Below are 12,869 nucleotides of genomic sequence, written 5' to 3'. Positions count from 1 at the left end.
CCTCACTAGGACACTAAATGACTTTACAAAACGAGCAGCAAAGCACGAAACCACGCGTAGGTATTTTTGTTGATGTGCAAAATATTTATTACACGTGCCGCGAGAGTTACGGAAAAAACTTTGACTACAATGCGTTTTGGCGGGTAATGCAGGCGCAATACAATATTGAGTGTGCTTTTGCGTACGCTATTTATCGAGGTGATGAAAAGCAAAATCAGTTTCAAAATATTTTGCGTGCGATTGGTTTTGAGGTAAAGCTAAAGCCATTTATTCAACGCCGTGATGGAAGTGCTAAAGGCGATTGGGATGTAGGCATAACAATAGACATGTTAGAGCAGGGTAAAAATCTTGATAAAGTTATTTTGCTCTCTGGCGATGGTGACTTTGCTTTGTTACTTGGGCATTTAAAAAATCAATATAATGTACCGTGCGATGTATACGGTGCTGACAGGTTAACTGCTGAGGTATTAAAACAAAGCGCAGAGCAATTTCATTTAATTGATAATACTTTGCTACTTTAACAGTAAAAAATAGTTAAAAAAGTGCAAGCTAAGTGCCTGCAACATGAGAGATTTTAATACAAAGCCGTAATAGATGAATTAAGCCTTATATAGGCTTTTTTTATTACTGTAATCAATTGGGTTTGCTAAATGATTATGGTAATTTTAAAGCATAACGAGTTACCAAGGACTTACATGCTTCATTACAGCAACATGCCACTAGATAGAGGCTCAAATTTTCGTAAAGACCCATCGTGGCTTAAAGCGCAAATGTCGGCGCAAAGTAAATGGGTTTTAGTTAAAAATAATCAAACCCTATTTATTAAAGATACTCCTAAAGTAAGCTATTTAACGTATCAACAAGTGGCACATTTAGATTTAACGAGTGCTATTTTTGTTGGTTTAAACAATTCTAAACATGGTGTGTTTGCATTGGATGTTTCTGATCTGGATGAAAGCGTACTTTCGCCTTTAATCGAGGGCGCTCAGTTTTTTGATATTCGCCAATATGGGCCTCAAGTAACCATTAAATATGCCTCAATAGCCGCCCTTGCGAGAGGGTTATGTTATTGGCATGCCACGCACCGTTTTTGTGGGCGCTGCGGTAGTAAAAACCGTTCAGTGGAAGCCGGGCATTCTCGGTTGTGTGAAAACGAAAACTGTAAGCATCCTACATTCCCGCGCACCGATCCTGCGGTAATTATGGTCGTTACTAAAGTCTTTGCTGACGGAGTAGAACGCTGTTTATTAGGTCGCCAAGCTGCGTGGCCCACTGGTATGTATTCTTCGCTTGCTGGATTTGTAGACCCAGGGGAGACACTGGAACAAGCTGTTGCGCGTGAAGTTAAAGAAGAGGCAGGCATAGAAGTTGATAACGTACGTTATGTTGCATCTCAGCCATGGCCGTTCCCATCGTCAATTATGCTTGGCTTTTTTGCACAGGCGACATCTGAGCAAATTAACGTAGATAAAGAAGAGCTAGACGATGCAAAATGGTTTAGTCGTGAAGACTTAGAGCAATTTGGTAATTGGCACGAAGAAGGCGAGCATTTAAAGCTGCCTAGAATCGATTCTATCTCTCGTTATTTAATTGAGCATTGGCGCACAAACCCTTAAGGATTAACAATGTCGAGTAAAAGTAATAAAAACACTCAGCTGGTATCATCAGGGCGAAAAAAAGCCTATACACATGGCGTAGTAAACCCTGTTGTACAGCGTGCATCTACCATTGTATTTGATACTGTAGCCGATTTAAAAGAAGCAGCTAAAACCCGTGGCGATAAAACGTTATTTTATGGGCGCCGAGGAACAACAACACACTTTGCGCTACAAGAAGCGATTACAGAACTTGAAGGCGGCGAAGGGTGTGCATTGTACCCTTGTGGCGCTGCGGCGATCAGCCAAGTATTTTTATCGTTTTTAAAAACCGGTGATCATATTTTAATGGTTGATAACGTGTACGAACCAACTCGTGATTTTTGCGATAAAATTTTAGTGGGGCTGGGTATTACAACAACCTATTACCCGCCAACCATTGGCGCAGGTATTAAAGATTACATTCAGCCAAATACTAAAGTGTTGTTTTTAGAATCTCCAGGTTCTATTACGATGGAAGTGCAAGATGTGCCCTCTATGGTAAAAGTAGCCAATGAGCACAACGTAATGACCATGCTGGATAATACCTACGGCAACGGTTTGCATTATCGCCCGTTAGAGCACGGTGTTGATATTAGTATTCAGGCTGCAACGAAGTATATTGTCGGCCATTCGGACGTGATGATGGGGGTGGCTGTTGCTAATAAAAAGTACTGGCCAACCTTGCGCGAAAACTCATACTTACTAGGGCAATGTACCAGTGCCGATGATGCTTATTTAGCACTTAGAGGCCTGCGTACAATGGGTGTGCGTTTAAATCAACATGAAAAAGCAGCAATAGAAGTAGCTAAATGGCTTGAGCAAAATGAGCTTGTTGATCATATTCGCCACCCTGCATTTGAAAGCTGCCCAGGGCATGAGTTCTTTAAACGTGACTTTGATGGCAGTAATGGGTTGTTTTCATTTGTGATGAAAACCGGCAATCAAAAAGCGATTGATGCATTTTTAGATAGCCTTGAGCATATCAAAATGGGCTTTTCGTGGGGCGGTTTTGAAAGCTTGGTAACCGCTAATTTAACCATGAAAGGGCTGCGCTCAAATACCGGTTGGGATTTAGGGCCGGTTATTCGCTTGCACATAGGTCTTGAAGATGTAGAAGATTTAATTAGCGATTTAAGCCAAGCACTTGAGGTTTATAAGCAGCATTTATAATTTTTAATGCAATTTATGTTGTTACATTTAAATGTATTGTTACAAAGCTCACCACAGGTGAGCTTTTTTTTGCTGGTAATTCAAGGTGTTTACACTTAGTGTGGATAAATACACAGAAAATAAAAAGTCATTAAGGATAGTCAATGGCAACACCATTACCGATAAACGTAGGGCGATTAACGCAAATAGCGGGATTTGAGCTTGTACGTATGTTTTTAACTAAACGTGGACTTATTGCATTAGCTGCCTTTGCATTGGTGTGGCTAATAATACTGCGCTACCCAATAGGGCAGGCAGTAGGCATTGTAAGTGCGCCCGATTTTGAGCAAATAGCCCGTGATATATCAGGTTCTATTGGTTTAAGTAAATTATTGGATTGGCCTGAGGCCGAATTTGCTATGTACTGGTTAATAGCCCTTTATAGCTTTCCCGTTTTTGGTTTATTTATTTGTAGCGACCAAACGGTAGGCGATAGAGAGCGCGGCACACTAAGGTTTTTATCACTGCGCTCCACTCGCTTTGAAATACTGTTTGGCCGTTTTTTAGGGCAGCTAGGAGTATTAGCATGTTTGGTGGGTATAACGCTTGTGGCTACACTCGCGGTATTGGGTTTTAGAGATCCAAGTTTACTGGCTGGTGGTTTTGCCCGTGCGCTTTCTATATTTTTAATATTAGTGATTACTCTGTGCCCATTTGTAGCACTAATGACGTTAATTAATACCTTTGCTCGCTCATCACGTTTATCTATTGTATTGGCAATTTTATATTTTGCAGCAGGCGGTATTGTAGTTGGTTTATTGCAATGGCAAATACCCGCATTAGGCCTGCTTGATTATTTATTTCCGGGTGTGCAAATAGAGCTATTAGCGGGGCAAAATTTACCATTATTGAGCGCTGTGGCTATTCCCCTTGTGCAAACAGCGGTATTACTAAGCGTTGCTCAACGTATTTTTGCAAGGAGCTCACTATGAGACCATTAATTACAGCTAGCGGTTTGAGTAAATCGTATGGTGCAAAACTTGCGCTTAATAATGTGGACTTTGAAATTAACAAAGGCGCGCCAGTGGCACTTGTTGGGCCAAATGGTGCGGGTAAAACCACCTTATTTAGTTTGTTGTGCGGCTATATAGCGCCAAGTAAAGGCAGCCTTGAAATATTAGGGCATAAGCCAGGGAGCGCTGCTTTATTTAATAAAGTAAGTGCATTACCGCAAGACGCACAACTTGACCCTCGTTTTAATATAGACAAGCAACTCGCTTTTTATGCAAAACTGCAAGGTATGGGCGCTAAGCAAAGCCAAACTGAGGCGCTACGTGTACTTGATTTAGTTGGCTTAAAAGAGATTGCAAAGCAGCGTGCAGGGGACTTATCGCACGGTATGCGCAAGCGCGTTACGATAGCGCAAGCACTTATTGGCGCGCCACAAATTGTAATGCTTGATGAAGCAACCGCAGGGCTTGATCCGATTCATGCCAGAGAAGTACGCGAGCTAGTATCTGAATTAAGTGAACAGGCTACGTTTATTTTAAGCTCTCACGATTTAACTGAGCTTGAACGACTATGCTCACAGGTGCTTCATTTAGATAAAGGCGTACTAAGCGAGCATCAAACAAAAACAAACAATACCGATAAACACTTTTATACATTAATGCTAAGCGAAGCTTATCAAAATGTTGAGCAACAGCTTCAAGCAATTGCAGGGGTGAGCCGGGTGTATATGAGCCAACATAAAGAATATGTTGTTGAGTATCAGCCAACGAGCGATCCACTTGATATTGCACTACTGAATTTTTGTCATCAGCAACACTGGCAGTACAGGCAGTTAGTTAATGGTCACACATTAGAGAATCAAATATTTAAACAGGAGAAAGTATAATGGGTTTACTTAGCGGACTTATGGGTAATGCAAGCGAAGTTGACGATTCTGATTTAGAGAAAATCCTCGCCAATACATTAATTGACGGCGAGCAAGTAGAAAAAGCATATAAAGTAGTACGTGATATGTTTATTTTTACTAATAAGCGCTTAATCTTAATTGATAAGCAAGGTATGACCGGCTCTAAAATGGAAATGGTGAGTATTGCTTACTCTAAAATTACCAAGTTTAGTAAAGAAAGTGCAGGCCATTTTGACTTAGATGCCGAGCTAAAAATATGGGTTGGCTCAGATCCAACACCAATTAGTAAAGAGTTTAAGTCTGGCGATAATATTAACGATGTTTACCGTATAATTAGCCAGCACGCGCTTTAATACAGTACATGTTTTAAGTAGTTGTTTACTAGATGTTGCAGCTACTTTAATTTTACAGTTTACAACACTTCCTTACAATTAACTTAATAAATACAATTGGTTAGTTAAGTTTTTATTCAGTTTCCTAGCGTTAGCATGTGCCTCGACTTTAGCAATACAGCTAGAGCATAAAAAACAATGCACATAGGGAAGTCTTACAATGAAAAAATTAGCAGTTATTATTTCGAGCATTTTATTATCTAGCACTGCGGCTGCTGCAGACAGCTACAATTCAATTAGTAACCTAAGCTACAAAAATAGCGATAACAACGATACTGTTGCTGTCGATTCTATTTACTACTTATCTCCTAAAAAAACTTTGGGCCCGTACGATCAATTTGAGTACATTAATAAACAAACTAACGTATATGGTAGCTACGCTGATGACGACCTTGGCGATTTAACTTCAGTTGGTGGTGAATACTTCATTAATGAGTTTGTTGTTGGCGCATCTTACGAAAACCAGGACTCAGATTCAGGCTCTAACAGTGAGCTTTATAAACTGACGGGTGGTTACTTTTTCAACCCTGATTTACTTGCAAAAGTAACACTAGTTGAAAACAAAGACGGCGATGATTACGCATTATTTGATTTAGCTTACAACTACATGCTTAATGGCACAGATTACGTAGGTGTTACACTTACATCAGACGACGATTTTGATTACCGTGCAGTAGCTGCTAAATACTTTATTGATTTACAGCAAGGTAACTACCTTACTTTTGAAGGTAAATACGAAAGCATTGATGATGCCCAAAACCAATGGGTAGCAGAAACTAACTACTACTTTTCAAAGGCAACATCTGTATTTGCTAACTACAACAAGCAAGACACTTACAGCTTTGGTGCTCAACACTTCATCAATAAAAATATTGGTGTAAAGGTGGGTTACGAAAACAACGCTGATGATTCTGATAACGATGCGTACTTTGCTAACATGCGTTTTCAGTTTTAATTAAGTCCTGTACTTAGTTAATACAAAAGTAATATTAAAAGGCCCGCTAAATTTAGCGGGCTTTGTCGTTTTTATATAAATACATTATCACCAACCGGAGTTACGGCCTTCGTTTTGTTTATCTAAATATGTTTGTAATGGTACAAAGTAATCAAGCATTGCTGTTGCATCCGTTTGCGGTTTTGCCTGTTACAGTTTCAAGCGCTCCTTGCCAAGGACGAGACAAGCCCATTTCAAGCATGGCGTTTAGTTTATCCCCGCTTCTTTTGAGTTATAAATTGCGCAGCGACGAATAGCTTTATCGTTACCAAAGTCACTTTATTAGTTATAAAGTAGTAATTTTTGTGGTTACTTTTACTAATAAATAATGGTTATTATGAAGAAATAGATAAAAATACGCACTGAAACAAACCTGTTTGTTACTATAAATTCAGAAATAATAAATAAAAGAGAGTGATTTTTTTGAAAAATTAGAAAAAATATAGTGAAAGAAAATAATATTGATGAGGTTTATCGAATAATTAAGTTGTATTCAATTTAGCGACAACTTATACCGTATTTTTTACTTTTTTAAACTTAAGTAGTGACATGCTACTGTTCAGTATATTTAAGAGATACTTTATAGTTACATTTACATGCGAATATTTACAATTAAATTACTTTATTGAGGTCGTAATCTGACCTCTCATTCAGTTTTTGTTCATTTTTTTGGCGTTAGGATGCGCCCCGACTTTAGCTAGACAGCTTAAGCATAAAAGTAATATTCACAGGGAATTAAGAATGAAAAAATTAGCCGTTATCATTTCGAGCATTTTATTATCAAGCGCTGCAACCACTGCAATGGCTGCAGACAGCTATAATTCAATAAGTAATTTAGGTTACCAATTTACAGACAGTAATAATGATGACCAGTTTAGTATCGATTCTACTTATTATTTCTCTCCTAAAAAGACATTAGGTCCTTACGACCAGTTTGAGTACATCAATAAGCAAACTAATGTTTTTGGTTCGTACACAGATAACGACGCAAGCGATGTAACATCGGTTGGCGGCGAATATTTTTATAAAGATGTTGTTTTTGGTGCTTCTTACGAAAACAGTGACTTTGGTTCAAATGATGAATCTTACGCGTTTACAGCTGGTTACTTTTTCAACCCAGATTTACTTGCAAAAGCAAAATTTGTTGAAAATGATGACGGCGAAGACTACGCGTTATTCTCTTTAGCATATAATTACATGCTTAATGGTACTGACTATGTTGGTGTAACTGTTGAGTCTGATGATGATTTTGATTACCGTTCAGTAGCTGCAAAATACTTTGTAGATTTACAAGAAGGTAACTTCTTAACTGTTGAAGGTACATTTAATAGTATTTCAGAAGCTGATGATACATGGGATGTAGAAACAAACTACTATTTCAGCAAAGCTACGTCAGTATTTGCTTCTTACGATAAAGAAGATGCTTATACTTTTGGTGCTCAACACTTCTTTAACCAAAACCTTGGTTTAAAAGTAGGTTACGGTAACAATGCTGATGACTCTGACAACGATGCTTACTTTGCTAACATGCGCTACCAGTTTTAATTGAGTCTTGTACTTATTTAATACAAAAATAATATTAAAAAGCCCGCTTAGTTAGCGGGCTTTGTTGTTTTTATACAAGTGTATTACTTTATTACCAGCCGCAGTTGCGGCCTTCGTTTTGTTTATCTAAATATGTTTGTAATGGTGCAAAGTAATCGAGCATTGCTGTTGCATCCATTTGCGGCTTACCTGTTACAGTTTCAAGCGCCTCTTGCCAAGGGCGAGACGAACCCATTTCAAGCATAGCGTTTAGCTTATCCCCTGCTTCTTTTGAGTTATAAATAGAGCAGCGATGAATGGCTTTATCGTTACCGGCAATTTCACATAAGCTGCGATGAAACTCAAATTGTAAAATATGCGCTAAAAAGTAACGAGTATAAGGCGTGTTACCCGGAACGTGGTACTTAGCACCCGGATCAAAATCATTTTCGCTACGTGCGATAGGAGCTTGCACTCCTTGGTATTTTTCACGTAGTTCCCACCATGCTTTATTGTAATTTTCCGGTACTACTTCTCCTGAAAATACCTGCCAGCGCCACTGATCAACCATTAAGCTAAACGGCACAAAGGCGACTTTATCAAGTGCCATTTTCATTAATAAACCAATATCTTTAGATTCATCAGGTACTTGTTCAAGTAAGCCGATTTCTTTTAAGTAACCCGGCGTAACCGATAAGGCAATGGTGTCACCAATGGCTTCATGAAAACCATCGTTTGCACTTTCTTGATAAAATAAAGGTTGTTTATTATAAGCGCGTTGATAAAAGTTATGACCTAATTCATGGTGAATAACTGAAAACTCTTCGCCTGTGCGCTGAATACACATTTTAATGCGTAAATCGTCTTTGCTATCGATATTCCATGCTGATGCATGACACTGCACATCTCTGTCTTTTGGTTTTACAAACAGTGAACGCTCGTAAAATGTCTCTGGTAGTGCGTCAAAACCCATTGAGGTAAAAAAGTTTTCAGCCCCTTTTACCATTTTAAGTTCGTCGTAATTATTTTGAGCTAATAACTCGGTTACGTCGTAACCCGGATCGGCGTTTTCTGGTGCAACTACATCGTAAATATTACCCCATGCTTGCGCCCACATATTACCAAGTAAGTGCGCTGGTATTGGCTGATCTTGAGGTACTTTGTCGGTGCCGTACTTTTCACCTAACTTTGCGCGAACATGGCAGTGTAGCGAGTTATACAGTGGTTTAACTTGGCCCCAAATACGGTCAAGCTCGGTGGTGAAGTCATCAGCAGGCATATCATATTTACTGCGCCACATAGCGCCCGTATCGGCATAACCAAGCTCCTTTGCACCTTCGTTGGTCAGCACTACTTGTTGCTCGTAAAGTGAGCGCATTGGTTTTGATATTTGACGCCAGCCTTGCCATAAATCAAGTAGTTCGTTGTAATCTCGGCTGGTAGCCATTTTTGAAGTCATGTCGCCAAGGCTTAAACAGGTGCCGTCTTCTTTACAGTATTTACCTTTACCGTATAGCCCGCCAAGCTCTGCGACAATTTGTGAAAGTTGTGCTGTTTTATCAGCGTCTTGTGGGGCAGGAAGTGTAAGTGCGAGCTTTAGTTTATCAAGCTTACGGCGAGCATCGTAATCAAGCTCTAGTTCGTCGTATTTTGCAGCTTCATTTGCTAAACGCACGACTGTTTCGGTCATTTTACGGTTAACTTCAGCCGATAGAGCCGACGTATCATGAGTAATAAAGTTTGCGTAAATCCATTCTGCACGGCTCGATTCTAAATAAAGTGCACTTAGTTCTTTTTCTGTGTTTGTTATAAATGTATTTGCATCTTTAGCTGTTACAGCTTTTTTAGTGTGTGCTGAATTGGTAGTGTCTATCGTTACTTGCGCATCGCAGGCTGTTAAAGCAAGAGTACTTGCTACCATTAAGGCGCTCATACTTAGTTTAAATCGAAAGGGGGTCATGCTATTCCTTTAATTTATTGTTATTAAAACGTTGATAATAGCAGTGATGTTTAAAACAATAAAATGAATGCGTTAAGGCTCACGACTCGTCGTGCAATGATTGTATTTAAATTAAGATGGGTCATAATTAAGTTACTATTTTCATTCAATGTGTAAGGAATGTGCGCATGTTAATATTTATAATATTGCTGGTCGTGGTGGTGGTTATTTTTGCGGTTAAAGATATTCGCCTAAACTTGATTAGTCGTCCTACGTTTAAAATGTTCAAAAAGGTGCTTCCGCCATTATCGCAAACAGAGCGAGAGGCGATGGAAGCAGGTGATGTTTGGTGGGATGGTGAGTTATTTAGTGGTAACCCAGACTGGCAAAAACTGCACCGCTTTCCTAAACCAGAGCTTAGCGATAAAGAAAACGCATTTATGGCTAACCAAGTAGAAACCTTATTGGCGATGCTTGATGATTATCAAATTGTACAAAAAGACAAAGACTTACCAAAAGAAGTGTGGGATTACCTAAAAACAGAAGGTTTTTTTGCGCTGATCATTCCTGAAAAATTTGGCGGTCGTGAGTTCTCGGCAATTGCTAATTCAACGATAGTGTCAAAAATTTCGACTAAAAGCTTAACAGCCGCAGTCACTGTTATGGTGCCTAATAGCTTAGGTCCGGGCGAGTTACTTCTTCACTATGGTACTAAAGAGCAGCAAGATCGTTGGCTGCCAAGTTTAGCTAATGGTACAGATGTTCCTTGTTTTGCATTAACGGGACCAGAGGCGGGCTCTGATGCTGGCAGCATTCCTGATTCGGGCGTGGTGTGTATGGGAGAGCACAATGGCGAGCAAGTAATGGGCCTGCGTTTAAATTGGTCAAAGCGCTACATTACGCTTGCACCTGTGGCTACTGTACTCGGCTTAGCATTTAAAATGTATGACCCTGATGCTTTATTAGGTGATAAGAAAGAGCTAGGCATTACATGTGCACTAATACCAACCGATCATCCGGGTGTTGAAACGGGTGAGCGTCATTATCCGCTTAATATGGCCTTCATGAATGGTACCACTTACGGTAAAGATGTATTTATACCACTGGACTGGATCATTGGTGGTCAAGAGTGTGCAGGGCGTGGCTGGAGAATGCTTGTTGAGTGTTTAAGTGCAGGGCGTGGTATATCACTACCAGCATTGAGTGCAGCAACTGGACATTTAGCTTCAAAAATGACATCGGCATATGCCATGGTACGCCAGCAGTTTGGTGTATCTATAGGGCAATTTGAAGGCGTGCAAGAGGCACTTGCGCGTATTGGTGGTTTAACTTACACACTTGAGTCGTGCAGATTAATGACCGCAGGTGCGATTGATTTAAAATTAAGCCCGTCGGTTGTAACAGCGATTGCTAAATACCATATGACTGAAATGGGTCGTACGGTAATGAATGATGCAATGGATATTCATTCAGGTAAAGGAATTCAAGTAGGGCCTAATAACTATTTGGCGCATGGCTATATGGGTATTCCAGTATCAATTACGGTTGAAGGCGCGAATATTTTAACGCGTAACTTAATGATATTTGGCCAAGGTGCAACACGCTGTCATCCATTTGTTTTAAAAGAAATGGAAGCCGCTGCAATGGAAGATGACGACGCAGCACTTGAACAATTTGATGGTTTATTAATGAACCATATAATATTTGCAGCAAGTAATGCAGGTATGGCATTTGTGCATGGCTTAACACGTAGTTATTTTGCTAAAGCGCCTGTAGGTGGTGAAACGGCTGTTTATTATAAGCAACTGAGCAGAATGAGCCGAGGCTTAGCTATTTGCACAGACGTGGCTATGTTAATGCTTGGCGGTGAGCTTAAACGAAAAGAAATGATATCGGCACGTTTGGGTGATGTATTAAGTCATTTGTACTTAGCATCAACTGTTTTAAAACGTTATGAAGACGAAGGGCGCCAACAAGCTGATTTACCATTTGTAAAATATGCTATTGAGAACTCATTATTTGAAATTGGCCAAGCGTTTAATGGCTTCTTTAAAAACTTTTCAAATCCGGTTGTTAATTTTACCCTTAAACGTATCGTATTCCCGCTTGGAAATCATTACCACAGACCAAGTGATGAAATTGCACAAAGTATTTGTGAGCGTATGACTCAACCGGGTGTATTTAGAAACCGCTTAACGCATTTATGTTATGTAGATGAAAATGCAGGTACAGGGGTCATGGAAAGCGCATTTTTAGCTATGCATGATATGCAAGCGCAGTTTAAAGACTTAAAACAATGGCAGCGTAAGGGCAGTGTGCCTGCAACGCTTGATATTGAAGGTGCTATAAATTATGCGCTTGAAAATAAGTTGTTAGAGCAAACGGATGCTGATGCAATGCATCATGCTAATAAGCTACGTAAGAAAGCCATTGCAGTTGATAACTTTCAACCTGGTGAGCTGTAGCGCAGTACTTTAAATACTAGGGCGTGATGACCCTTCGTGGTTGAATTTGCAGCAGGCTGTTTGGTTTTTAGGCAAGGCAGAGCCTATGTAGTGTGGTTATTCCCCATAAATAGGCGATAACGCAGCATAAATGCCAAACATGCGCTGCCCTTTGGGTTCTTTCTAGGGACGATTAACTCTTTGTTGCTCGGTTTTTACTTAGCCCACTAGGTTACAAACCTCGCGCCGCGATTAAATCGCCCCTAGATTGAACAAACTTCAATCCACAAAGATCAACACGCCCTAGCTAAAGCGAAAAAGGCCTTACAAATGTAAGGCCTTTTTATGTTTAATTCATTTATTTTAACGAGCGTAAGGGTCGGCAACTATTTTATCTATGTACCATTTGCCTTTTTTACGAAGCATTTTTACACTGCGCATTTCGTCAATTTTATCACCATTTAAATAGCCGGTAAAAATAAGGTTTATTTTGGCGTTATCACCGTATTGTTCACGGATGCTCATATTGGTCATGTCAACTTCAATGGTTACTTCATCATATTGCATATTTACTAAGTTACGGGAAAACTGTTTTGCAGTGCCGTAGGATTTCATGATGCGCGTAAGATTGGGTGTTGCCATGGTGCTGGCTTTTTGAAGGTCTTGCTGGTTATAAAGCGCATCAAAATAAGCGGTTGCTGTATCGCCAGGAGTGTCGCCAAGTGTTTTGGTATCGTCTCCACAGGCTGATAAAAATAAACAGATAACCAAACTTAATAAACTCGTGATTTTTTTCATATTAGTTATTATTAATTAGTTTTTTTAAAGTGTGTGGTTTATCTAGGAAGATGTAAAGGTATGGGGGGCAATAA

General features: G+C 39.7%; 11 protein-coding genes and 1 pseudogene. 9 read left to right on the top strand and 3 right to left on the bottom strand.

Annotated elements, in window-relative coordinates; genetic code table 11:
* Positions 1-17: 17 nt before the first annotated feature.
* The 7 genes from PARC_RS11225 to PARC_RS11195 all read left to right on the top strand — a co-directional run bounded on the left by PARC_RS11225 (position 18) and on the right by PARC_RS11195 (position 6,051).
* The gene (locus PARC_RS11225) at positions 18-521 is read left to right on the top strand and encodes a LabA-like NYN domain-containing protein (RefSeq protein WP_010555312.1); all 504 of its coding nucleotides are present in this window, start codon (positions 18-20) and stop codon (positions 519-521) included.
* Positions 522-695: 174 nt separating this feature from the next.
* A complete protein-coding gene (gene nudC, locus PARC_RS11220) occupies positions 696-1,616 on the top strand; it encodes an NAD(+) diphosphatase (protein WP_033013001.1) in 921 nt (306 codons plus the stop codon).
* A gap of 9 nt (positions 1,617-1,625) precedes the next feature.
* Positions 1,626-2,807 carry a cystathionine beta-lyase gene (locus PARC_RS11215; RefSeq protein WP_010555310.1) on the top strand — a complete coding sequence of 394 codons (1,182 nt, stop codon included), beginning with the start codon at positions 1,626-1,628 and terminating at the stop codon, positions 2,805-2,807.
* Positions 2,808-2,950: 143 nt separating this feature from the next.
* Positions 2,951-3,778 carry an ABC transporter permease gene (locus tag PARC_RS11210; protein WP_010555309.1) on the top strand — a complete coding sequence of 276 codons (828 nt, stop codon included), beginning with the start codon at positions 2,951-2,953 and terminating at the stop codon, positions 3,776-3,778.
* On the top strand, positions 3,775-4,683 hold the full coding sequence (locus tag PARC_RS11205) for an ABC transporter ATP-binding protein (RefSeq protein ID WP_007377980.1): 909 nt from the start codon (positions 3,775-3,777) through the stop codon (positions 4,681-4,683). Before PARC_RS11210 ends, PARC_RS11205 begins: the two co-directional genes overlap by 4 nt.
* Positions 4,683-5,057, top strand: a complete 375-nt coding sequence (locus tag PARC_RS11200; protein ID WP_007377979.1) for a PH domain-containing protein — start codon at positions 4,683-4,685, stop codon at positions 5,055-5,057. Before PARC_RS11205 ends, PARC_RS11200 begins: the two co-directional genes overlap by 1 nt.
* Before the next feature lie 199 nt (positions 5,058-5,256).
* Positions 5,257-6,051, top strand: coding sequence for a putative porin (locus PARC_RS11195; RefSeq protein ID WP_010555308.1), 795 nt, complete (start codon positions 5,257-5,259; stop codon positions 6,049-6,051).
* Positions 6,052-6,138: 87 nt separating this feature from the next.
* Here PARC_RS11195 and PARC_RS21485 read toward each other — a convergent pair.
* Positions 6,139-6,360, bottom strand: a pseudogene (locus PARC_RS21485) (M2 family metallopeptidase); the annotation flags it as partial.
* Between the two features lie 471 nt (positions 6,361-6,831).
* Here PARC_RS21485 and PARC_RS11190 point away from each other — a divergent pair.
* Entirely contained in the window at positions 6,832-7,635 is an 804-nt protein-coding gene (locus PARC_RS11190) for a putative porin (protein ID WP_010555306.1), read from the top strand.
* A gap of 91 nt (positions 7,636-7,726) precedes the next feature.
* Here PARC_RS11190 and PARC_RS11185 read toward each other — a convergent pair whose 3' ends face one another.
* Entirely contained in the window at positions 7,727-9,574 is a 1,848-nt protein-coding gene (locus tag PARC_RS11185; RefSeq protein ID WP_010555305.1) for a M2 family metallopeptidase, read from the bottom strand.
* A gap of 167 nt (positions 9,575-9,741) precedes the next feature.
* Between PARC_RS11185 and PARC_RS11180 the strand changes: the two genes are divergently transcribed.
* Entirely contained in the window at positions 9,742-12,018 is a 2,277-nt protein-coding gene (locus PARC_RS11180) for an acyl-CoA dehydrogenase (protein WP_010555304.1), read from the top strand.
* Between the two features lie 342 nt (positions 12,019-12,360).
* Here the strand turns inward: PARC_RS11180 and PARC_RS11175 are convergent, their stop codons facing one another.
* Positions 12,361-12,795 (bottom strand): hypothetical protein, encoded by a 435-nt coding sequence (locus PARC_RS11175; RefSeq protein WP_007587009.1) that lies wholly within the window; start codon positions 12,793-12,795, stop codon positions 12,361-12,363.
* Positions 12,796-12,869: the final 74 nt, after the last annotated feature.

This window comes from Pseudoalteromonas arctica A 37-1-2 (assembly GCF_000238395.3).
Taxonomy (GTDB): Bacteria; Pseudomonadota; Gammaproteobacteria; order Enterobacterales; family Alteromonadaceae; genus Pseudoalteromonas; species Pseudoalteromonas arctica.
The sequence above is the reverse complement of the archived record's forward strand: the minus strand, read 5'-3'. Positions and strand labels throughout refer to the sequence as shown.